This is a genomic window from Pseudomonas fitomaticsae (assembly GCF_021018765.1).
GTDB classification, from domain to species: domain Bacteria; phylum Pseudomonadota; class Gammaproteobacteria; order Pseudomonadales; family Pseudomonadaceae; genus Aquipseudomonas; species Aquipseudomonas fitomaticsae.
The window spans coordinates 6,428,839-6,451,403 of sequence record NZ_CP075567.1 but is presented as its reverse complement, the minus strand read 5'-3'; the positions used below and the strand labels follow the sequence as shown (position 1 = coordinate 6,451,403).

21 protein-coding genes are annotated in these 22,565 nt (G+C 62.1%); 9 read left to right on the top strand and 12 right to left on the bottom strand.

The window, feature by feature from the left end; genetic code table 11:
- The first annotated feature begins 160 nt into the window (after positions 1 to 160).
- Positions 161 to 1,357, top strand: coding sequence for an AlgP family protein (locus KJY40_RS29365; protein ID WP_230734169.1), 1,197 nt, complete (start codon positions 161 to 163; stop codon positions 1,355 to 1,357).
- On the opposite strand, the gene KJY40_RS29360 is transcribed toward KJY40_RS29365, so the two are convergent.
- A complete protein-coding gene (locus KJY40_RS29360; protein WP_230734167.1) occupies positions 1,354 to 1,815 on the bottom strand; it encodes a TIGR02444 family protein in 462 nt (153 codons plus the stop codon). The genes KJY40_RS29365 and KJY40_RS29360 overlap by 4 nt on opposite strands.
- A 50-nt stretch (positions 1,816 to 1,865) precedes the next feature.
- Here KJY40_RS29360 and KJY40_RS29355 point away from each other — a divergent pair, with 50 nt between their 5' ends.
- From KJY40_RS29355 to KJY40_RS29345, 3 genes are all read left to right on the top strand, one after another.
- Entirely contained in the window at positions 1,866 to 3,776 is a 1,911-nt protein-coding gene (locus KJY40_RS29355) for an ATP-binding cassette domain-containing protein (RefSeq protein ID WP_230734165.1), read from the top strand.
- Positions 3,776 to 4,357, top strand: a complete 582-nt coding sequence (locus KJY40_RS29350) for a mechanosensitive ion channel family protein (RefSeq protein ID WP_011336505.1) — start codon at positions 3,776 to 3,778, stop codon at positions 4,355 to 4,357. The genes KJY40_RS29355 and KJY40_RS29350 overlap by 1 nt, the downstream gene beginning before the upstream one ends.
- Positions 4,358 to 4,471: 114 nt before the next feature.
- Positions 4,472 to 5,104 (top strand): LysE family transporter, encoded by a 633-nt coding sequence (locus KJY40_RS29345; protein WP_007951851.1) that lies wholly within the window; start codon positions 4,472 to 4,474, stop codon positions 5,102 to 5,104.
- Between the two features lie 60 nt (positions 5,105 to 5,164).
- Here the strand turns inward: KJY40_RS29345 and KJY40_RS29340 are convergent, their stop codons facing one another.
- From KJY40_RS29340 to KJY40_RS29320, 5 genes are all read right to left on the bottom strand, one after another.
- On the bottom strand, positions 5,165 to 5,908 hold the full coding sequence (locus KJY40_RS29340; protein WP_230734163.1) for a penicillin-binding protein activator LpoB: 744 nt from the start codon (positions 5,906 to 5,908) through the stop codon (positions 5,165 to 5,167).
- 3 nt (positions 5,909 to 5,911) lie between these two features.
- Positions 5,912 to 6,499, bottom strand: a complete 588-nt coding sequence (gene lpoB / locus KJY40_RS29335) for a penicillin-binding protein activator LpoB (protein WP_007951848.1) — start codon at positions 6,497 to 6,499, stop codon at positions 5,912 to 5,914.
- 36 nt (positions 6,500 to 6,535) lie between these two features.
- Entirely contained in the window at positions 6,536 to 6,910 is a 375-nt protein-coding gene (locus KJY40_RS29330; RefSeq protein WP_064379914.1) for a YcfL family protein, read from the bottom strand.
- A 15-nt stretch (positions 6,911 to 6,925) separates the two neighbouring features.
- Positions 6,926 to 8,320 (bottom strand): COG3014 family protein, encoded by a 1,395-nt coding sequence (locus KJY40_RS29325; protein ID WP_085606055.1) that lies wholly within the window; start codon positions 8,318 to 8,320, stop codon positions 6,926 to 6,928.
- A 206-nt stretch (positions 8,321 to 8,526) separates the two neighbouring features.
- A complete protein-coding gene (locus tag KJY40_RS29320) occupies positions 8,527 to 9,927 on the bottom strand; it encodes a COG3014 family protein (protein WP_230734161.1) in 1,401 nt (466 codons plus the stop codon).
- Positions 9,928 to 10,090: 163 nt separating this feature from the next.
- On the opposite strand from KJY40_RS29320, the gene KJY40_RS29315 reads away from it, so the two are divergent.
- Positions 10,091 to 11,986: an FTR1 family protein gene (locus KJY40_RS29315; RefSeq protein ID WP_230734159.1), complete on the top strand. Its 1,896-nt coding sequence runs from the start codon at positions 10,091 to 10,093 to the stop codon at positions 11,984 to 11,986.
- Between the two features lie 4 nt (positions 11,987 to 11,990).
- Complete coding sequence (locus KJY40_RS29310; RefSeq protein ID WP_065258237.1) at positions 11,991 to 12,446, top strand: YaiI/YqxD family protein; 456 nt, start codon at positions 11,991 to 11,993, stop codon at positions 12,444 to 12,446.
- A gap of 130 nt (positions 12,447 to 12,576) precedes the next feature.
- On the opposite strand, the gene elbB is transcribed toward KJY40_RS29310, so the two are convergent.
- Complete coding sequence (elbB, locus tag KJY40_RS29305) at positions 12,577 to 13,245, bottom strand: isoprenoid biosynthesis glyoxalase ElbB (protein WP_230734157.1); 669 nt, start codon at positions 13,243 to 13,245, stop codon at positions 12,577 to 12,579.
- Positions 13,246 to 13,361: 116 nt separating this feature from the next.
- Here elbB and KJY40_RS29300 point away from each other — a divergent pair, with 116 nt between their 5' ends.
- Positions 13,362 to 14,597, top strand: a complete 1,236-nt coding sequence (locus tag KJY40_RS29300; protein WP_230734155.1) for a sterol desaturase family protein — start codon at positions 13,362 to 13,364, stop codon at positions 14,595 to 14,597.
- Here KJY40_RS29300 and KJY40_RS29295 read toward each other — a convergent pair.
- Complete coding sequence (locus tag KJY40_RS29295) at positions 14,578 to 15,234, bottom strand: DedA family protein (protein WP_230734153.1); 657 nt, start codon at positions 15,232 to 15,234, stop codon at positions 14,578 to 14,580. The genes KJY40_RS29300 and KJY40_RS29295 overlap by 20 nt on opposite strands.
- A 207-nt stretch (positions 15,235 to 15,441) precedes the next feature.
- On the opposite strand from KJY40_RS29295, the gene hemB reads away from it, so the two are divergent.
- Entirely contained in the window at positions 15,442 to 16,455 is a 1,014-nt protein-coding gene (gene hemB, locus KJY40_RS29290; protein ID WP_007951836.1) for a porphobilinogen synthase, read from the top strand.
- 18 nt (positions 16,456 to 16,473) lie between these two features.
- Complete coding sequence (gene ppk1 / locus KJY40_RS29285; protein WP_230734150.1) at positions 16,474 to 18,699, top strand: polyphosphate kinase 1; 2,226 nt, start codon at positions 16,474 to 16,476, stop codon at positions 18,697 to 18,699.
- A gap of 66 nt (positions 18,700 to 18,765) precedes the next feature.
- Here ppk1 and ppx read toward each other — a convergent pair whose 3' ends face one another.
- From ppx to KJY40_RS29265, 4 genes are all read right to left on the bottom strand, one after another.
- Positions 18,766 to 20,268, bottom strand: a complete 1,503-nt coding sequence (gene ppx / locus KJY40_RS29280; protein WP_230734148.1) for an exopolyphosphatase — start codon at positions 20,266 to 20,268, stop codon at positions 18,766 to 18,768.
- A 234-nt stretch (positions 20,269 to 20,502) separates the two neighbouring features.
- A complete protein-coding gene (locus KJY40_RS29275; protein WP_011336491.1) occupies positions 20,503 to 21,240 on the bottom strand; it encodes an amino acid ABC transporter ATP-binding protein in 738 nt (245 codons plus the stop codon).
- Positions 21,227 to 21,877 (bottom strand): amino acid ABC transporter permease, encoded by a 651-nt coding sequence (locus KJY40_RS29270; RefSeq protein ID WP_007951832.1) that lies wholly within the window; start codon positions 21,875 to 21,877, stop codon positions 21,227 to 21,229. Before KJY40_RS29270 ends, KJY40_RS29275 begins: the two co-directional genes overlap by 14 nt.
- The gene (locus tag KJY40_RS29265) at positions 21,874 to 22,554 is read right to left on the bottom strand and encodes an amino acid ABC transporter permease (protein ID WP_230734146.1); all 681 of its coding nucleotides are present in this window, start codon (positions 22,552 to 22,554) and stop codon (positions 21,874 to 21,876) included. Before KJY40_RS29265 ends, KJY40_RS29270 begins: the two co-directional genes overlap by 4 nt.
- Positions 22,555 to 22,565: the final 11 nt, after the last annotated feature.

The window sequence follows — 22,565 nt, the reverse complement described above, 5'->3', positions numbered from 1 at the left end:
TGCCAGCGCGAACGTCTGCAACGGTGAACTGCTTTTGCCAATGCGCAGAAGTTTTTCGCAAGCCTGCAACCGAGTGCTTTCGATACTGTCAACATGCCCTAGCGGCGGTAGCAGCAGAGGTCTAGTATGAGCCGCACTCACGTCAGCCAGGAGGTAAACCATGTCGGCCACCAAGAAGCCTGTAAACACTCCGTTGCATTTACTCCAACAACTCTCGGGCAGCTTGCTCGAGCATCTGGAAAACGCTTGCTCCCAAGCCTTGGCTGATGCTGAAAAACTGCTCGCCAAACTGGAAAAGCAACGCGGCAAGGCGCAAGAAAAACTGCACAAATCCCGCACCAAATTGCAGGACGCAGCAGCAGCCGGTAAAGCCAAGGCGCAGACCAAGGCCAAGGCTGCCGTGAAGGAACTCGAAGACCTGCTCGATGCGCTGAAGGATCGTCAGTCCGATACCCGCAGCTACATTCTGCAACTCAAGCGCGATGCCCAGGAAAGCCTGAAACTGGCCCAGGGTGTCGGTCGTGTTCAAGAAGCCGTCGGCAAGGCGTTGTCCCTGCGTTCGGCCAAACCGGCAGCGGCGCCTGCGAAAAAAGCGGCTGCGAAACCTGCTGCAAAAGCACCGGCCAAATCGCCTGCTAAAGCGCCAGTGAAAGCCGCTGCAAAACCAGCCGCGAAGAAACCCGCAGCCGCCAGCGCTGCCAAACCTGCGGCTAAAACCACAGCGGCCAAACCGGCTGCCGCCAAGCCGGCTGCTGCAAAACCAGCCGCCAAACCTGCGGCGAAAACCGCTGCTGCGAAAGCGGCTCCGGCAAGAACTGCCGCTGCGAAACCTGCTGCCAAAGCAGCCGCCAAACCGGCAGCAAAACCAGCCGTGAAAGCCGCCGCTAAACCAGCCGCCAAAACTGCTGCTGCCAAGCCTGCAGCGAAAACCGCTGCCAAGCCGATTGCTGCCAAACCTGCAGCCAAAGCGGCGGCGAAACCAGCGGCCAAGCCTGCGGTAAAAGCTGCGGCCAAACCTGCTGCAAAACCAGCGGCCAAACCGGCTGCTGCAGCGAAGCCTGCAACGACCGCAGCCAAGCCAGCGACGGCTGCTAAACCGGCCGCCAAGCCAGCAGCGAAACCTGCTGCAAAACCTGCGGTGAAAAAGCCTGCCGCTGCCAAGCCGGCTGCCGCCAAGCCAGCAGCAAAACCAGCTGCAGCAAAACCGGCCACTGCACCTGCTGCCAAACCTGCCGCACCGGCAGCTCCGGCTCCGACCGCAGCACCGGCCGCCGCCGCCCCTACCTCGACCACCGCAACCACGCCATCGTCGGCGCCGGTGTCGAGCGTCGCCAGCAACCCGTCCAGCGCTTCCTAAGCGTCGGTCGCCGCGACGCGCAGCACTTGCAGCGCGTCGCGGTTCAGGTTGGCCGCAGGGCCGGCCAGCACTTGCAGCCAGTCACTCGATTCCTTCGAATGACGCTTCCAGCCTTGCGCGGCGCCTTCAAGTCGCGACAGCAGCGCACGTTCCGCCTCCAGCTCCAGTCCCTTGATCTGCTCGCGCATCCCCTTGAGCACCGGATCGGTGTCGGCCAGGGTTTTCCACTGCATGCGCAATGTGCGCAACGGCTGGACCACTTCCCGATCCCAGGGCTCTGTCAGTTCCAGAAGCTGTCGCGCACGCGCCTCGTCACAGGTCACATCGCGTTGTTCCAGCCATAAACCGCACAGCATCAGGCACACGCTGGCCCCCGCCGATTGCAGGCGCAGGCAGGCATCCTCCACGCCGGGACGGGCGTAGACGGCAAGGGCAAAGCTCCACAGGTCAGAGGACATCGTGCTACTCGCGCCAGTTGCGGGGGAAGCTGGTAGACTCCGCCGCCATTATGATCCGACTTCAGAACCTGACTTTACAGCGTGGCCCGCAACGTCTGCTAGAAGACGCCGAGCTGACCCTGCACGCCGGCCACAAAGCCGGCCTCATCGGTGCCAACGGCGCCGGCAAATCCAGCCTGTTCGCCTTGCTCCGCGGTGAGTTGCACCCGGATTCCGGCGACTGCCTGTTGCCGGCCGACTGGCGTATCGCCCACATGCGCCAGGAGGTCGATACGCTCGAACGCCTGGCGGTCGACTATGTGCTCGACGGTGACCTGCGCCTGCGCGAAGTGCAGCGTGAGCTCGCGGCAGCCGAAGAGGCCCACGACGGCACCGCGCTGGCCCGCCTGCACGCCGAACTCGACAGCGCCGACGGCTACACCGCCGATGCGCGGGCGCGCAAGTTGCTCGCCGGCCTCGGTTTCACCAACGAGCAGATGGATCGTCAGGTAGGAGATTTCTCCGGTGGCTGGCGGATGCGTCTGAACCTTGCTCAGGCTTTGATGTGCCCATCAGACCTGTTGCTGCTCGACGAACCGACCAACCACCTGGACCTCGACGCCATCATCTGGCTCGAAGAGTGGCTGAAAAGTTACCCCGGCACCTTGCTGCTGATTTCCCACGACCGGGATTTCCTCGATGAAGTGGTCGATCACGTGGCCCACGTCGATCAGCGCAAGCTGACGCTCTACCGCGGCGGCTACACCGCGTTCGAACGCGCCCGTGCCGAACGTCTGGCCCAGCAGCAACAGGCCTACGAGAAGCAGCAGGCACAGCGTGCGCACATGGAAAGCTACATCGCCCGGTTCAAGGCCCAGGCCACCAAGGCTCGTCAGGCCCAGAGCCGGATCAAGGCCCTCGAGCGCATGGAAGAACTGTCGGCGGCTCATGTCGATTCGCCGTTCGACTTCGTGTTCCGCGAGTCGACCAAGATCTCCAGCCCGCTGATCGATCTGTCCGATGCGCGTCTGGGTTATGGCGAGAAAACCGTGCTGGAGAAGGTCAAGCTGCAACTGACTCCCGGCGCGCGGATCGGCTTGCTCGGCCCGAATGGTGCGGGTAAATCGACCCTGATCAAGAACCTCGCCGGCGAACTCGAACCGCTGGCCGGGCGCATGACTCGCGGCGAGAACACCGTGGTCGGCTACTTTGCCCAGCATCAGCTCGACTCTCTGGACGCCAAGGCCAGCCCGTTGCTGCACTTGCAGCGTCTGGCACCGACCGAGCGCGAGCAGACCCTGCGCGATTTCCTCGGTGGTTTCGACTTCCGTGGCGCGCGGATCGACGAGCCGGTGCTGAATTTCTCCGGTGGCGAAAAGGCCCGTCTGGCTCTGGCGCTGATCGCCTGGGAACGGCCGAACCTGTTGCTGCTCGACGAACCGACCAACCACCTCGATCTGGAAATGCGCCTGGCGCTGACCATGGCGTTGCAGGAATTCAGCGGCGCGGTGCTGGTGGTTTCCCACGATCGGCATTTGCTCAAGAGCACCACCGACAACTTCTTCCTGGTCGCAGACGGCAAGGTCGAGGAGTTCGATGGCGACCTCGAGGATTACGCCCGTTGGCTGGTCGAGTACCGTCAGCGCAACGCCCCGGTCAGCAACACGCCGGTCAATCCGGACAAGACCGACAAGAAGGCCCAGCGCCAGGCTGCCGCTGCGTTGCGTCAGCAACTGGCGCCGCACAAGCGCGAGGCCGACAAGCTCGAAGCCGAGCTCGGCAAGCTGCACGAAAAGCTGGCGAAGGTCGATGCCAGTCTTGGCGACAGCGACATCTACGAGCCGGCACGCAAGAACGAATTGCGTGACCTGCTGGCCGAACAGGCCAAGCTGAAAGTCCGCGAAGGCGAACTTGAAGAAGCGTGGATGGAAGCTCTGGAAACGCTGGAAAGCATGCAGGCGGAGCTGGAGGCGCTGTCCTGATGGAAGCCTTCAAACTTCCATTGCCGGCGATGTGGGTCGAGCCGATCTGGCTCGGCGTGCAGATTCTGCTGATCCTGTTGGCCGGTTACTTCGCCCAGCGCGTTGTCGCCCGCTTCCTGACCCGCCTGGGCGAGAAGTATCCGTTTCCGCCGCAACTGCTGATGCCGCTGCGCGGCGGTCTGCGCTGGCTGATCATGGGCAGCGCGCTGATCTTCGTGCTGGAACGCCTCGGGGTGTCGGCCACGGTGCTCTGGACTGCGTTGTCGGGTTTCGTCGCAGTGGCGGCGGTGGCGTTCTTCGCCATGTGGAGCGTGCTGTCGAACCTGCTCTGCGCGATTCTGATCTTTACCGTCGGCCCGTTTCGACTCGGCGATGTGGTCGAACTGGTCGACACCACCGACAAGCCCGGCGTCAAAGGCCGGGTGGTGGCGATCAATCTGCTCTACACCACGCTGATCGAAGCCGAAGAACTCGGCACCGGCAGCGCCATGGTACAAGTGCCCAACAGCCTGTTCTTCCAGCGTTCGGTGCGCCGCTGGCGCGGCACGGATGTCTTCCCTTCCAGCGGTTTCGAAAAGTGATCGGGCGCCGGCCACGTTGGTCGGCAGCCGCAACATCCTGCAAAAAATCGGTAGTCATCCAGCCAAATCCGCATTAGCTTTGAGGATTGTCACGAGTCCGAGTCGAGGTGTGCGATGGAGCTTCAAACATGGCTGGCGTTTTTTGCCGCCTGCTGGGTGATCAGTCTTTCTCCGGGTGCCGGCGCCATTGCGTCGATGTCCAGTGGCCTGCAATACGGTTTCTGGCGCGGTTACTGGAATGCCCTGGGCCTGCAGATCGGCCTGGCTGTGCAGATTGCCATCGTCGGCGCCGGTGTCGGCGCGATCCTCACCGCGTCGGCCACCGCGTTCCATGCGATCAAATGGTTCGGTGTCGCCTACCTGGTTTATCTCGCGATCAAACAATGGCGCGCACTGCCGATGGACATGAGTGACGACGCGGCGGTCCGGCCGATCGGCAAACCGCTGGCTCTGGTGTTCCGTGGCTTTCTGGTGAACATCAGCAACCCCAAGGCCCTGGTGTTCATGCTGGCGGTGCTGCCGCAATTCATCAATCCGCATGCGCCGCTGCTGATCCAGTACGTGGTGATCGGCGTGACCATGATCGCGGTCGACCTGATCGTCATGGCCGGCTACACCGGTCTGGCGTCGAAGGTGTTGCGCCTGTTGCGTACACCGACCCAGCAGAAACGCATGAACCGCACGTTTGCCGGGCTGTTCATTGGCGCCGCGGCGTTCATGGCGACGTTGCGCAAAGCCGCCGCGTAAAGCGTGCAGGCACAAAAAAGGCGACCTTTTCAGGTCGCCTTTTTCGTTTGCGGCTGTTGATCAGCGCAGAATTACCGGTGCTGTATCACGGGGCAGATTGTTGCGCTGCTGCGGTTCACGCGGCTGCTCGTAACCGCCACCGCCGAGCTGCATGCTCAGCTGTCCGGCCACGTCTTCGCCCAGCGCCTTCGAGACGTCACGCACCACCCGTGGGCGATTGAGCGAGATCTTGATGTCGCGGTGGTTCACCAGTTTGGTGTCCTGCGCCTCACCCATCGCCGTAAAGGCCGAGGTGATTTCGTAGGTCTTGGTGTTGATCAGGCTGAAGTCAGCCACCAGCGTCAGGCCCAGCACGGCGGAATAGCTGTCGGTGTTCGCCAGCTCGTTCACGTCCTGGGTGAAGTCGATGTCCGACACGGTGCCGAACAGCACGTAGTCGGCACCCTTGAAGTTGCCGGCCTTGATCCGCTTGATCACGTCATAGACGTCACCCTTGGAGGACGCGGTGTACGGCGTGCCCTGCACCAGCTGGAACATGCCGGTACGCAGGATTTCACCCTTGATGTCACCGGTGAACTTGCGCAGTTCGGTCTGTTCGATGTAGCTGGTGGTGGCTTCGAGCTCGTTATAGCTCGACGACCCACTGGCGCTGTAATAACCCTCGCGGTAATTGCTCTGGGCCGAAACGATGTGGATGTATTGCTCCACACGCTCCTGGTACGCCAGATCCGTCACCGCGACTTTCGGGGCCGCCTGCACGCTGAACGCGCAAGCCAGGGCCATCATGCCAATCCATGTGCGCATCGATTAACGCTCCGTGGTTTTGCGGATCTCTTTCTCGTCCATCCACTCGGCCAGACCGCTTTCAACGTCGATCAGTTGCAGGCTGAATTTGTAGAAGACGTCCTTGTAGTCGCTGCTGCGCTTGACGATCGAGCTGATCGAACCTTCAAGACGGTATTTTGCGGCGATCATGTTGCCGGTCTTGGCCACGGTGCTCTTCTTGTACAGGCCGCTCTGGTTTTGCAGCTTGAGCTGGTCGACCTGGCTCTGCATCGCGGTGTTGTCGCTGGCGAAACGGGCGGTGCCGGACTTCATCAGCTGGGTCTTGATGCTGGTGGTGATTTCGCGGGTGTCGATGTATTCGCTGGTTTTGTTCTTCACGTCGTAGACCTGCACCACAGGACGACCCTGCAGAATGCCGGACTGGGCCAGGGAACGGGTCATCGACTCGGCGATCATCTGCAGGTCGGTCGAACCGAACTCGTTGGTCACGGTTTCAACGGCCTTGGTGTCGCCGTAGCTGATGTTCTTGCTGCCCAGGGTCGGCGAAGTGTTGGCGCAACCGGAGGCCAGCAGGGCGAGGACGGCGATGAAGGAAAAGCGTGCAAACATGGGAATGCTCTCTGAATCGGGAATAGGGTGTCGGGCTTAAGGCGTCTTGAGTTCCAGACGGAAATCCACGGCTTTCGGCGTCGGGGCGATGCCCTGGATGAAGCTGGTCTGGGCGCCGTACATCATCTGGCTCTTCCAGACTTCTTCTTCGGCGATCGGGAAACCTTCCGCGCCGAGCCAGGCGAAGCGGTAGTAGAACGTCTTGTTGCTGTTGAGCGTGTTGCTCAACTGCACGTTGACGGTCATGAAACCGTTTTCGCGGGCCACGCGCATCGCGCCGACCACGATGTGTTTCTGCGGGCCCATGGCCACGACCTTGCTCGCGGCGCTGCCCGGCTCAGGTGGTGGCGGGGTGGCGCAGCCGCTCGCCAAAAGGGCGAGGGCGGCGACGGCGATGAGTTTGAAGCGCATGCAAAGACTCCGTTCTTAAGGTTGTTTGAGGCTGGCCACGGCGGTGGCGCCAGCGCTCGGGGTCACGTGGGCGGCGAGGCCTGCGGCGAATACCTGATTGCCGACGGCGCGCAGGGTGATCACCTGGTAACGCTGATCGACGGTGACCTTGACCTGAGAACCACCGACGGCGCTCGGCAGAGTAACCTGGTGCTCGCCCTTTTTCAGACGCAGACGGACCACTTGTGTGGTGTCCGGCAGGGTGCGCCACGTACGGGTATCGGCACCTTCGAGCACAGCTGAAGAAATACCGACCGCCAGACCGGCAAGCGGGTTGGTTTCGTTGATCTTCTTCTGCGCTACACCCTTGGTGATCGCACGCACGGTGGTGCGCAGGATGATCCCCGGCATGTCATCGCGCAGGGCGCGGCGGGACATGGCGGTGGTGCTGTTCAGTGCGGTCAGGTCGACCTGTTGGCCATCGACACCGATCTGCGCGAATGTCGCGGTGGAGGTGTCAGGTTTGATGATCGGGAACGACAGCGGAGTGATTACTACGTTGTTGGAGATCGGCAGCGGCAGTGGCACTCGGATCGAGTCGCGGGCCGGCGCCAGGCCGCTTTGCACCACGATCAGGATGTCGCTGTCGTCGCTCTTGACCGGCTTGTCGAGGTTGACCAGCGCCTGCTCCAGCAGCGGGGTGTTCGGGCGCAGCTCGGCAGCCTTGCGATAGCCCGGCGCAGCGAGGTCTTTCTCGCCCAGGGCTTCATATACGAAACCGGCCAGGTAATGGCTGAACGCACTCTGGTAGCTGTTTTTCAGGCCGACCACTTCCGGCGCGTCGAGGCTGGCGACCGGGTAGCCCTGCAAGTCCTTGTACTCGGTCTTGATGCCTTCCTTTTCGGCTTCCTCTTCGCTCTTGAGGTATTCCTTGTCGCGCAGGTCGGCGATCACCGCTTCACGTTCGTGCGTCTTCTTGATCGCGGTGCGGGCGCCGTCGAAATCATTGACCGCCAGCAGGTTCAGGGCCATCTGCGTGGTCAGCATGACTTTTTCGTAGTCGTAGCCTTCGTAGCGGCGCACCTTGTCGTTGACCAGGAAACTGCCGAACTGGGCCAGGTACTTGTCGGTGTCGAGCTTGACCGAGTCTTCCCACTTGCCCACCACCTGGTCGGCGCTGGTCCAGGCATTCTGGCTGCCGGACAGATCGCCCTTGGCGCGCAGCAGTTCACCCTTCTCGAAGTAATAGAGCAGGTCCTTGTCCGGGCCGGTGTTGTTCTTTTCCAGCAGGGTCAGGGCGGCGTCGACGTTGCCGGTAGCCAGTTGCTGGTTGGTCTGGGCCAGTTCGGAATCGTAGTTGCGAAACGCCGAACAGCCGGACAGCAGGGTGACAGCGCTGAGCGCGATCAGGGTAGGGGCGCGAAATGCCATGGGGTACTTCTTCCATGAGTAGCGACAGCCTCGGGTGCGGGTCGGGCTGCTGGGACCGATCGGCAGGGGCGCTGGCCTCCTGCCAATTCCTCATAACAAGAGGAGCTTTAATGCCGCAACGCGATAGCGCGGGCGCGGCATTATAAGCGGGCGATGCTGGCTATGTAATAGCTTTTTAATAGCACCGGTCAGTTAGGTGCCATTACTTATTTCAGGCCGGATACCACGCGGGCTGCCGCTGAATCGGCAGTCTGGAAAGCACTCCCGCTGGCAAATACCCGGTCGCCCAGGACGCGAACACCAATGACTTGATGGTTCTGGTCGATTCGGATTCTCAGCGGCGCAGTCCCCGGTGCGTTTGGCAGGCTGATCAGGTGGTCGCCTTTTTTCAGGCGCAGGCGCGTGACCTGAGTCAGGTTCGGCAGCGTGCGCCAGACGCGGGTGTCCGCCTGTTCGAAACCGTCGTATCGGGTGACGTAAGAGGCCTTGGCCGGGTTTCTCCGGTTGTCGGTGCCCTGAACGTCAGCCGCCAGAAATGCCCGATACGTCGTGCGTTGAATAATGCCGGGCATATCGTCACGCAGGGTGCGCAGAGACATGTCAGTGATGCTGTTGACCGCAATCAGCTTTTGTTGCCGTCCGTCGATGCCGAGCTGGTTGATCGGTGCAGTGGACGTGTCCGCCACCATCACCGGAAACGACACATTGGCGACGATGACCTGACCGTCCGCGAGCTTCACGGGATAAGGCACGCGGACCGAACTGCGGCCCGGTGCCAGACCGCTTTGCACAATGATCAGCACGTCGCTTTCATCGGCTTTGCGTCCCGGGTCGTCCAGATCGCGCAAGGCCTGTTGAAAAAACGCCATGTCCGGCCGCAGTTCGATCGCCTGCCGGTAACCCGGCGCAGCAAGATCTTTTTCCCCGAGCGCTTCATAGGTGAAACCGGCGAGATAGTGACTGAATGCACTTTGATAGCCGTTTTTCAGAGCGATGACTGCAGGCGAGTCCAGCATGACGACCGGGTAACCCTGCAAGTCCTTGTAATGCACCCGCGCGCCCTGGTTTTTGGCGGCCTCCTCGACACGCTCGTATTCCCGCTCTCGTTGCCGGGCGATCAACGCTTCGCGTTCGTGGGTTTTCTTGATATCCGCACGGGCACCGTCGAAGTCATTCACGGCCAACTGGTTCAGGGCCATTTGCGTGGTCAGCATGACTTTTTCGTAGTCGTAGCCATCGTAGCGGCGCAGTTTGTCGTTGATGATGCTGCCCCAGTGGTCACCCATCGCGGCCAGCAACTTGTCTCCCGTCGTCTCGATGGCGTCCTGGCGCTCAATGACTATTTTCTCGGCACTGCGCCATGCGTTCTGGCTCTGTGCAAATTCACCCCCGGCACTGAGTACGGAGCCTTTTTCGAAGTAGTAGAGCAGGTCTTTTTCTTCGTCCGGATTGTGTGCCTCGATCAGGGCAAGTGAGGCATCGATGTTGCCGGCCTTCAACTGGTCGGAGGTCTGCTCCAGTTCCAGGTCGTAATTGCGATACGCACCGCAGCCGCTCAGTTGGACAACGACAGCGATCAACAGGGGCAGGAGCAAGCTGTGGCGCATGGCGTGGAGACTTCCTTGATCGATAGGCGCAAGTGAGGTAGCGGATTATAGGGTCGGATGATGGCTATTTGATTGGCCGCAGGGTGAAACACCAAGAAAGCTTGAGGGAATCTTCCACGACGTGAACAATATGTAACTTCGCATTTCCACTTGAGACTCATTCATGACTGCCGCGTCCCGATTCCTGGCCTGGCTGGTGTTCCCGTTGTGCGCCCTGAGCAGCTTCAATCTGCTGGCCGACACCGTGGAAGGCGCGCCGCAAGCGCTGCACCTGCTCGATTACATCAGCGCCGATTACCCGCCGACGGTGGATTCAGGCAAGGTCATCGACGATGGCGAATACCGTGAGCAACTGGAATTCACCCAGGTGCTGCAAGGGCTGATCGCCGGCCTGCCGGCCAAACCGGAGAAAGCGGCGCTGGAGCAGGGCGTCACTGCCTTGCACGCCGCGATCACGGCGAAACAGGACGGCGCGGAAGTAGCCCGTCAGGCCCGGCAACTGGGGGCGAAACTGGCGGTGGCCTATGAAGTCAGCCAGGCCCCGATCATCACCCCCGACCCGACCCGTGGTGCGCCGCTGTACGCGCAAAACTGTTCGGTGTGCCACGGCGACACGGGTGCCGGCGACGGCCCGGCGGGTCTCGGCATGACGCCGGCACCGGCCAATCTGCGCGACGCTGCGCGGATGGATCACCTGAGCCTCTACGCGATCTACAGCACCCTCGGCCAAGGCGTGGAAGGCACTGACATGCCAGCCTTCGCCGATCAACTGGACGATCGTCAGCGCTGGGACCTGGCGACCTATATCGCACAGTTCAGCGCCGATCCGGCCACGGCCAAATCCGACAAGACCTACAACATCGCCGACCTGGCCCGCCAGACCCCGGCCGAAGTGCAGGCCGCCGAAGGCCCTGGAGCCGCCGCGATCTTCCGTGTCCAGCGGGCGCAGCCGCCGCAGGTCAAGCGCGGTCCGGCGCAGTTGCTCGACTACACCGCCGCGACCCTGGACAAGAGCCTGGCGGCGTACCGCGCCGGTGAGCACGATCAGGCTTATGACCTGTCGGTGGCGGCGTATCTGGAAGGCTTCGAACTGGTCGAGAGTTCGCTGGACAACGTCGACGCCAACGTACGCAAGGACACCGAAAAATCCCTGATGGCCTATCGGCAATCGCTGCAGGACGGCTTGCCGGTGTTGCAGGCCGAGCAGCGTCTGGACGCGGCCAAGGCCAAACTCAAGGAATCCGCCGGCCTGTTGGGCAGCGATGGTCTGAGCTGGTCGCTGAGCTACATCTCCGGCTTGCTGATTCTGCTGCGCGAAGGTCTGGAAGCGATTCTGGTGCTGGCGGCGATCCTCGCGTTCCTGCGCAACACCGGCCAGCAATCGGCGGTGCGCAGCGTCAACGTCGGCTGGGGGCTGGCGCTGCTCGCCGGCCTCGGCACCTGGGCGCTGGCGGCGTATGTGATCGATGTCAGCGGCTCCCAGCGTGAACTGCTCGAAGGCGCCACGGCGCTGTTCGCCAGCGTCATGGTGTTGTGGCTCGGGGTGTGGATGCACGACCGTCGGCACGCGGCGGCCTGGCAGGATTACATCAAGCAGAGTCTGGTGGGCGGAGGCGGGCGTTTCGGTTTTGCGATCCTGGCGTTCTTCTCGGTGTACCGCGAGCTGTTCGAAGTGATCCTGTTCTACGAAACCCTGTGGCTGCAGGCCGGTCCCGCCGGGCATAACGCGGTACTCGCTGGCGGTGCGACGGCGCTGGTGCTGCTGTTCGGTCTGGCGTGGGTGATCCTGCGCGGCTCGGCGAAACTGCCGTTGACGCTGTTCTTCAGCATCAACGCAGCACTGCTCTGTGCATTGTCGGTGGTGTTCGCGGGCCACGGCGTTAAGGCGTTGCAGGAAGCCGGGATCTTCGGCACCCGGCCGGTGGCGTTCTTCGATTTCGACTGGCTGGGGATTCACGCCGATGCCTATTCGCTGACGGCGCAGGCCGTGGCGATTGCGGCGATCATCGTGCTGTATGGCCGCAGTTGGGTGGCGGAAAAGCGCCGCGTGGCGGCTTGAGATGATGCGCGTATGGATCGACGCCGACGCCTGCCCGAAGATGGCCAAGGAGCTGGTGGTGAAGTTCGCCCTCAAGCGCCGCTTCGAAGTGGTGCTGGTGGCGGGGCAGCCGCAGAGCAAACCGGCGCTGGCGATCGTCAAGCTGATCGTGGTGCCGAGTGGCCCGGATGCGGCGGATGATTATCTGGTGGAGCACGCAGTGCCGGGCGAACTGGTGATCTGCAGCGACATCCCGCTGGCCGACCGGCTGGTGAAGAAGGGTGTTGCAGCGCTGGACCCGCGAGGCAAGGAGTTCGACGCGCAGAACATGGGCGAGCGGCTGGCGACACGCAACCTGTTCACCGACCTGCGTGAACAGGGCCAGGTCAGCGGTGGCCCGGCGCCGTTCGGTGACCGGGAGAAGCAGGCGTTCGCCAATGCGCTGGATCGGATCCTCACCAGGCTCACCCGCAAACCCTGAACATTACACAAATCCCTTGTGGGAGCGGGCTTGCTCGCGAAGGCGGTGTGTCATTCAACGAATCGGTGTCTGACCTGACGTCTTCGCGAGCAAGCCCGCTCCCACATTGGTTTTGTATTCGACCAAGAGGTCAGACGTCGTTTTCGTGGGTCAATTCGAGGACGCGGTCCACCAGCTTGTTGATCCCCGAAGCCGCCTCGCTGATCGTCTGCGCCAGCATGTACGCCGGGGTGGTCACCAGTTTGCGCGCCTTGTCTTCGATGATATCGGTCACCGCGCAGTCTTCGTGGGTGGCGCCCATCTTGTTCATGGCGGCGGCCGTGTCGGCGTCGTTGCCGATGGTGCAGATCACGCCCGGGCCGTAGATCTTCGCGGCCAGCGCCGGCGAGATGCAGATCAGGCCCACCGGCTTGCCCGCTTCGGCAAAGGCTTCGGCCAGCGCCAGCACTTGCGGCTGCACGGTGCAGCCCGCGCCTTCGATGGCGAAGTTCGACAGGTTCTTCGCTGCACCGAAACCGCCGGGCACGATCAGCGCATCGAAGTCCTCGACATCGGCCTCACGCAGATCCTTGACGTTGCCCCGGGCGATGCGTGCCGATTCCACCAGCACGTTTCGCGATTCAGGCATTTCTTCACCGGTCAGGTGGTTGATCACATGCAATTGCGCGATGTTCGGGGCGAAGCACTGCACCTGGGCGCCGCGCTGGTCGAGGCGCAGCAGGGTGATGACGCTCTCGTGGATCTCGGCGCCGTCGTACACGCCGCAACCGGACAGGATCACTGCAACTTTTTTGCTCATGGGTTTCTCTCCAGATTCATGGCGTTAAATGTCCACTAAATTGGCGTTCGTTGCCATAGGGGCAAGCCGCGGCTACACCTAGGATCTGTCCACACGGATCTCGATCAGGGCGCGACATGAACTTCATTCTGTATGCGGTGCCGTTCTTCTTCGTATTGATGGCGGCGGAGCTCATCGCCGACCGCTGCCGCGGGGTGAGCAACTATCGCCTGGCCGATGCGGTGAACAGCATCAGCACCGGGGTGTTGTCGACCACCACCGGCCTGTTGACCAAGGGTGTGGGCCTGGTGACCTATGCGTTTGCCCTGGAGCATCTGGCGCTGGTCAGGTTGCCCGCGGACAGCGTCTGGGTCTGGGTGTTTGCCTTTGTCTTGTATGACTTCTGCTATTACTGGCTGCATCGCATGGGCCATGAACGCAACATCCTCTGGGCCGCGCATTCGGTGCATCACCAGAGCGAGGACTACAACCTTTCCACGGCCTTGCGCCAGACCAGCACCGGGTTTCTGCTGGGCTGGATTTTCTACCTGCCGATGGCGGTACTCGGGGTGCCGTTGCTGGTGTTCGTCACTGTCGCGGCGCTGAATCTGCTGTATCAGTTCTGGGTCCACACCCGGCACATTCCCAAGCTCGGCTGGTTCGAGTGGTGCTTCGTCACGCCGTCCAATCATCGGGCCCACCATGCACAGAACGCTCTCTACATGGATCGCAACTACGGCGGGGTGTTCATTATTTGGGACCGTATGTTCGGCTCGTTCCAGGAAGAGGACGACAACGAGCCGGTGATTTTCGGCGTGACCACGCCGCTGGCGAGCTGGAATCCGTTGTGGGCCAACCTGCAGTTCTACGTGCAGCTATGGGATGACGCGCGCCGGGCCGAACGCGTGTGGGACAAGATCCGGATCTGGTTCATGCGCACCGGCTGGCGCCCGGCGGACGTCGCGGCGAAGTACCCGATGAGCAAGCCGGACCTGAGCCAGTTCCGCAAATTCGAGGTGCCCCTGGACAGTCGTCAGCAGTGGTACGTGGGGTTGCAGTTCGGCGTGTATGTGGCGCTGGGCAGTTATCTGCTGAATCTGGAACGCAGTTTGCCCACCGCTGCATTGCTGCTCGGCTGGGGCGTGGTGGCGTTCGGTTTGTTCGTGTTGGGCGTGGCCCTGGAGAATCGCCCGTGGGCGGGAAAGATGGAAGTGCTGCGGCTGGCATCGAACCTGCCGCTGGTGTGGCTGGCGCCGCTGGTCGGGCTGTGGCCGGCCAGCCCGGGAATATGGGTCGGCCTGCTCAGTTACAGCCTGCTCAGCGGCATCGGGCTGTATTGCTGCCGCCAGCGACTTACTCGGCTGGCGTCTTAGGGTCGACGGACTTGGCCATTTCGGCTTGGTGCCGTTCGGCCTTGGCCAGTTGCTCGGCCTGCTCTTCTTCGTAGACCTTTTTCGCCAGCCGGGCATTCTTGAACCGGCGGCGTAGCCACAGGCCCAGGCCGAGCACCAGCAGCGCGCCCAGCACCCACAACTCATACTTCTTGATGCTGCCGAGCATGCCTTCGAGCACAGCGCCGAAGTGGTAGGCGGCAGCGGCCAGGGCGGTGGCCCAGATCGCGGCGCCGATACCGTTGAGCAGCAGATAACGTCCCGGCGGATAGCCCGACAGGCCGATCGCCACCGGCATCACCGTGCGCAGGCCGTACACGAAGCGAAAGCTCAGAACCCAGATGTCCGGGTGCTTGCGGATGTGTTCCAGCGCGCGGTCGCCCATCATCTGCCAGCGCGGTTTGCGCGCCAGCAATTTGCGCCCATGCTTGCGGCCCAGGAAGTACCACAGCTGATCGCCGGCATAGCTGCCGAAGAACGCTACGACCACCACCAGTTTGATGTCCATGTATTCACGGAACGCGAGGAAGCCCGCGAGCACCAGGATGGTTTCGCCTTCGAAAAACGTGCCGAGAAACAGGGCAAAGTAGCCGAAGTCATGCAGAAATTGTTGGAGCATTGTCTGGGTGCTGGCGAAATGAACGCGCAGCCTAACCCTTCGGACACATTCAGGAAAGTGTCGAAATGTGTCTCGACGTGAACAATTCCTACGCTGAGAATGGAATGCGACTACACGTCACAGGTCTCACACAACTGTCATCTGTTCGTCATAATGGCCGTCTATAACTGTCACGCTCGCCCGTTTGCGCGGGCTCAGGAGTCTGCCGTGAGCTTTACCCCAGCCAACCGTCTGTTCCCTGCCACCCGCCTGCGTCGCAATCGCCGTGATGATTTTTCCCGGCGGCTGGTGCGTGAGAATGTGTTGACGGTCGATGACCTGATCCTGCCGGTGTTCGTGCTCGACGGTGAAAACCGCCGCGAAGCGGTGGCCTCGATGCCGGGTGTCGAACGCCTGACCATCGACCTGCTGCTTGAAGAAGCCGCCAAATGGGTCGAACTGGGGATTCCGGCGCTGGCGTTGTTCCCGGTTACCCCGCCCGAACTCAAATCCCTCGATGCCGCCGAAGCCTGGAATCCCGAAGGTATTGCCCAGCGCGCCACCCGCGCGCTGCGTGACCGATTCCCCGAGCTGGGCGTGATCACCGACGTCGCCCTCGACCCGTTCACCACCCACGGTCAGGACGGCATACTCGATGAAGAAGGCTATGTGCAGAACGACATCACCGTCGATGCACTGGTCAAACAGGCCTTGTCCCACGCCGCTGCGGGCGCCCAGGTGGTTGCCCCGTCGGACATGATGGACGGCCGCATTCAGGCGATCCGCGAAGCGCTGGAGCTGGCCGGTCACGTCAACGTGCGGATCATGGCCTACTCGGCCAAGTACGCCAGCGCCTATTACGGCCCGTTCCGCGATGCCGTGGGTTCGGCCGCGAACCTGGGCAAGGCGAACAAGGCCTCCTATCAGATGGACCCGGCCAACAGCGACGAAGCGCTGCACGAAGTGGGCGCGGACTTGTCTGAAGGCGCGGACATGGTCATGGTCAAACCCGGCATGCCGTACCTGGACATTTTGTTCCGGGTAAAAGATGCCTTCAAAGTGCCGACCTTCGTCTATCAGGTCAGCGGCGAATACGCCATGCACATGGCGGCAATCCAGAATGGCTGGTTGAGCGAAGGCGTGATCCTCGAATCCCTGACCGCCTTTAAACGTGCCGGCGCTGATGGCATCCTGACTTACTTTGCTGTCCGTGCCGCTCAATTGTTACGAGAGCAGAAATAGCCCTCCCAGGAACATTCGATGAATACCGAAGGACTCACTGAAGTTGCCGTAAAAGAAGCTCAACCCGTGGTCGAGCAGATTACCGAAACCCCGCCGGAACTGGAGCCTGCGCCACCCGCGCCGGCAACCGAGCCCGCCGCGGCGGTTCCGGCGATCGCGATTCCCGGCCTGGATGACAGCAGCCTGTACATCCACCGTGAATTGTCGCAACTGCAGTTCAACATCCGCGTGCTGGAACAGGCGCTGGACGAGTCCTACCCGTTGCTGGAGCGGCTGAAGTTCCTGCTGATCTTCTCCAGCAACCTCGACGAATTCTTCGAAATCCGCGTCGCCGGCCTCAAGAAACAAATCACCTTCGCCCGTGAACAGGCCGGCGCCGACGGCCTGCAACCGCATCAGGCACTGGCCCGCATCAGCGAGCTGGTGCACGGTCACGTCGACCGCCAGTACGCGATCCTCAACGACATCCTGCTGCCGGAGCTGGAAAAGCATCAGGTGCGCTTCATCCGTCGTCGCAACTGGACGACCAAGCTAAAGACCTGGGTGCGCCGCTATTTCCGCGACGAGATCGCGCCGATCATCACCCCGATCGGCCTCGACCCGACGCACCCGTTCCCGTTGCTGGTGAACAAGAGCCTGAACTTCATCGTCGAGCTCGAAGGCATCGACGCCTTCGGTCGCGACTCCGGTCTGGCGATCATCCCGGCACCGCGTCTGCTGCCGCGGATCATCAAGGTGCCGGAAGAAGTCGGCGGCCCTGGCGACAACTATGTGTTCCTGTCGTCGATGATCCACGCCCACGCCGATGACCTGTTCCAGGGCATGAAGGTAAAAGGCTGCTACCAGTTCCGTCTGACCCGAAACGCCGACCTTGCGCTCGATTCCGAAGACGTCGAAGACCTGGCCCGTGCCCTGCGTGGCGAGTTGTTCTCCCGTCGTTACGGGGATGCCGTGCGCCTGGAAGTTGCCGATACCTGCCCGAAACACCTGTCGGACTACCTGCTCAAGCAGTTCAACCTGAGCGAGACCGAGCTGTATCAGGTCAACGGTCCGGTGAACCTGACGCGTCTGTTCAGCATCACCGGTCTGGACAGCCATCCGGAGCTGCAATACACGCCGTTCACGCCGCAGATTCCGAAACTGCTGCAGAACAGCGAGAACATTTTCAGCGTGATCAGCAAGCAGGACATCCTGCTGCTGCACCCGTTCGAGTCGTTCACCCCGGTGGTCGACCTGCTGCGCCAGGCCGCCAAGGACCCGCACGTTCTGGCCGTGCGCCAGACCCTGTACCGCTCCGGCGCCAACTCGGAAATCGTCGATGCGCTGGTAGACGCCGCGCGTAACGGCAAGGAAGTGACGGCGGTCATCGAGCTGCGTGCGCGCTTCGACGAAGAATCCAACCTGCAACTGGCCAGCCGTCTGCAAGCGGCGGGTGCAGTGGTGATCTACGGCGTGGTCGGCTTCAAGACCCACGCCAAGATGATGCTGATCCTGCGCCGCGAGCAGGGCGAGATCGTGCGTTACGCGCACCTCGGCACCGGTAACTACCACGCCGGCAACGCCCGTCTGTACACCGACTACAGCCTGCTGACTTCCGACGACGCCTTGTGCGAAGACGTCGGCAAACTGTTCAGCCAGTTGATCGGCATGGGCAAGACGCTGCGCATGAAGAAGCTGCTGCATGCGCCGTTCACCCTGAAGAAGGGCATGCTCGACATGATCACCCGCGAAACGCAATTCGCGCTCGACGGCAAGCCGGCGCACATCATCGCCAAGTTCAACTCGCTGACCGATCCTAAGATCATCCGCGCGCTGTACAAGGCCAGCCAGTCCGGCGTGCGCATCGACCTGGTGGTGCGCGGCATGTGCTGCCTGCGTCCGGGCATCGCCGGGGTTTCGCACAACATTCACGTGCGCTCGATCATCGGCCGCTTCCTCGAGCACACCCGGGTGTTCTACTTCCTCAACGGTGGCGAGGAGCAGATGTTCCTGTCCAGTGCCGACTGGATGGAGCGCAACCTCGACAAGCGCGTCGAGACTTGCTTCCCGGTGGAAGGCAAGAAGCTGCTGACCCGGGTCAAGAAAGAGCTGGAGCTGTACCTGACCGACAACACCCACAGCTGGAGCCTGCAATCGGACGGCCGCTACATCCGCAACACGCCGACCGGCAACCAGAACCCGCGCAGTGCCCAGGCGACGTTGCTGGAGCGCTTGGGCAGCCCGATTCTGCCGGTCAGTAGCTGACCGCAGGTTTCAAAGGCATAAAAAAGGCGATCCATCCGGATCGCCTTTTTTGTGCCTGCCCGTTACTCAGTGCACGGTCAGGACAACGCCAACCCGGGTCAGCCACTCGGCCTCAAGGCCAAAGTCGGCCTGGGTCAGCTGGTTTTCATCCAGCCAGTTCTCCGGGAATTCCACATCGAGGTTGTTGCCGTTGGCATGCAGCGCAACCTGCGGCATCGCCTGGGTGCCACGAATGTGGTGGAACAGGATGGCGAAACGCAGCAGCACACACAGACGGATCAGCTTGTCGCCGTCGTCGCCGAACTCGGCGAACTTGTCCTTGGGGATGTTGCGGCGGTGGCCACGCACCAGCAGGGCGAGCATCTGCTGGTCTTCGCGGGAGAAACCGGCGAGGTCCGAGTGCTCGATCAGGTAGGCGCCGTGCTTGTGGTAGTGGTAGTGCGCAATGTCGAGCCCGACTTCGTGCACTTTCGCTGCCCAGCCCAGCAGTTCGCGCCAGATGCCGTCGTCCAGCTCCCAGTCCACGGCGACTTGATCGAAGGCGTGCAAGGCTTTGCGCTCAACCCGTGCGGCCTGTTCCAGGTCGACGTGGTAGCGCTCCATCAGCGAGGTCAGCGTACGTTCGCGCACGTCTTCGTGGTGATGGCGGCCCAGCAGGTCATACAGCACGCCTTCACGCAGCGCGCCTTCGCAGTGATCCATGCGTTGCAGTTCGAGGGCGTCGAAGATCGCTTCGAGAATCGCCAGACCTGCCGGGAAAATCGCGCGGCGATCAGGCTTGATCCCTTCGAAATCGATTTTTTCGACATCGCCGAGTTTGAACAGGCGACGCTTGAGCCACGCCAGACCTTCGGCATTCACTTCGCCGGTGCCGTGACCGCCGGCCTTCAGCGCCAGGCCGATGGCGCGGATGGTGCCCGAGGAGCCGATGGCCTCATCCCAGGTCAGGCGGTGCAGGGCGTGTTCGATGCTCATGATTTCCAGCCGCGCCGCCGTGTATGCCTGGGCGTAGCGGGCCGGGGTGATCTTGCCGTCCTTGAAATAGCGCTGGGTGAAACTCACGCAGCCCATTTGCAGGCTTTCGCGCAGCAGCGGTTCGAAACGCTGGCCGATGATGAATTCGGTACTGCCGCCGCCGATGTCGGCGACCAGGCGTTTGCCTGGAGTGTCGGCGAGGGTGTGGGACACGCCAAGGTAGATCAGACGGGCCTCTTCACGGCCGGAGATGACTTCCACCGGATGGCCGAGGATTTCTTCGGCGCGGCGGATGAACTCGCCACGGTTGCGCGCCTCGCGCAGGGCGTTGGTGCCGACGATCCGCACGGCGCCCAACGGCATGCCGTTGATCAGTTGGGCAAAGCGCTTGAGGCAGTCGAGCCCGCGCTGCATGGATTCTTCGTTGAGCTGGCGCTCATCGTCGATGCCGGCGGCCAGTTGAACCTTTTCACCGAGCCGCTCGAGAATGCGGATTTCGCCGTTCTGGGCCTTGGCCACGACCATATGGAAGCTGTTGGAGCCCAGGTCGATCGCGGCGATCAGGGACAGATTCTTGGCTTGGGATTGGGGCATGGTCAGGGGGTCTCGGTCGATAACCCCGACATCGTGCCACGATCAAACGCTGCCGCCAACGCGCATGGTTCAAACCCTTGATTCAGCGCATAAAGTCTCAAGACTGCGGCGCGGCCATTCGCGGGCAAGCCCGCTCCCACAGGTTTCGTGTCGAACACAAAACCGTATCCCGCCAGAGAACCCTGTGGGAGCGGGCTCGCCCGCGATGAGGCCAAAAAAGTCCCTGAAAATCCTTCAGGCAGTTGCTTCCACAGTGCCAATGAAGTTCGCCAGCTCCGGCGTCTGCGGATCGGCAAACAGCACTTTCGGGTCCCCCACTTCGTGCACCTTGCCCTGATGCATGAACACCAGTTTGTCCCCGACTTCCCGGGCGAAGCGCATTTCGTGGGTGACCATGATCAGCGTCATGCCTTCTTTCGCGAGCTGGCGGACCACGCTCAGCACTTCGTTGACCAGTTCCGGGTCCAGCGCCGAGGTGATCTCGTCGCACAACAGCACCTTGGGCGACATCGCCAGCGCCCGGGCAATCGCCACGCGCTGCTGCTGGCCGCCGGATAGACGCTCGGGGAAGGCATCGAACTTTTCACCCAGACCCACGCGCTCCAGCATCCGCCGCGCCAGCTCTTGCGCCTTGGCCTTGGGCACTTTCTGCACCACCTGCGGTGCGAGCATCACGTTTTCGCCCACCGTCAGGTGCGGGAACAGGTTGAACTGCTGAAACACCATCCCGACTTTCTGTCGCAGGCTGCGCAGGTCGGCGCGGGCGGCGTCGAGGTATTCGCCGTCGACTTCGATCACACCGTCGTTGATCGACTCCAGACCGTTGAGGGTGCGCAGCAGGGTGGACTTGCCCGAGCCGCTGCGGCCGATGATCGCCACCACCTGGCCTTCCTCGACGCTCAGGTCGATGCCTTTGAGCACGTGGTGATCGCCGTAGTATTTATGCAGGGCGGAAATTCTAAGCAGAGGCATGCAGTCTCCTTTCCAGGTAGCGCGCACTGAGGGACAGGGGGTAGCAGAGCAGGAAGTAGCCCAGGGCGACGAGGCCGTAGACCATGAACGGTTCGAAGGTGGCGTTGGCGAGCATGCCGCCGGTCTTGGTCAACTCGGTGAAACCGATGATCGAGGTTACGGCAGTGCCCTTGACCACTTGCACCGAGAAACCCACGGTCGGCGCCACGGCGATGCGCAGCGCCTGCGGCAGGATCACGTAGCGCAGTTGCTCCAGCGGATTCAATGCCAGGCTCGACGAAGCCTCCCACTGACCATTGGGAATCGCCTCGACGCAACCTCGCCAGATCTCTGCCAGGTAGGCGCTGGTGAACAGCGTCAGGGCAATCGCCGCCGCCATCCACGGCGAAATCTCCACCCCGGCCAGCGCCACGCCGAAGAACACCAGAAACAGCTGCATCAACAGCGGGGTGCCCTGGAACAGTTCGATCCAGGTGCGGGCGATGCTGCTGGGCAGCGGGTTTTTCGAGATGCGCATGATCAGGATCAGTAACCCTACGATCCCGCCGCCGATGAACGCCACCAGCGACAACGCCAGCGTCCATTGCAGGCCGGTCAGCAGGTTGCGCAGGATGTCCCAGAACGTGAAGTCGCTCATTGGCTGCTCCTTGCGCTGCTTTTCGACAGGTAACGGCGGCCGAGCCAGTTCAACAGCTGACGGATCAGCAGCGCCATGCACAGATAAATGAGGGTGGTCAGGGCGTAGGTTTCAAACGCGCGGAAGTTGCGCGACTGAATGAAGTTGGCGGCGAAGCTCAACTCCTCGGTGGCGATCTGCGAACACACCGCCGAGCCGAGCATGACGATGATGATCTGGCTGCTCAGCGCCGGCCAGACCTTGCCCAGCGCCGGCAACAGCACCACATGGCGGAACGCTTCGAAACGGCTCATCGCCAATGCCGCCGCGGCTTCCAGCTGGCCGCGCGGAATCGCCTGGATGCCGGCGCGGATGATCTCGGTCGAGTACGCACCGAGGTTGATCACCATCGCTAGAACCGCCGCCTGCCACTCGGAAATCTGCACGCCGAGGGACGGCAGGCCGAAGAAGATGAAGAACAGCTGCACCAGGAACGGCGTGTTGCGGATCAACTCCACATAAACGCCGAAGATCGTCGAGAACGGGCGGATCTCCCACGCCCGCACCAGCGCCCCGACGATACCCACGCCAACCCCGAGCAGCGCGCCGATGGCCGTCAGCTCAAGGGTGAACAACGCCCCGCGCAGCAGCAGGTCGGTGTTTTCCACCACCGGCAAGAAATCGAACTGATAGGCCATGAAAGTCTCCC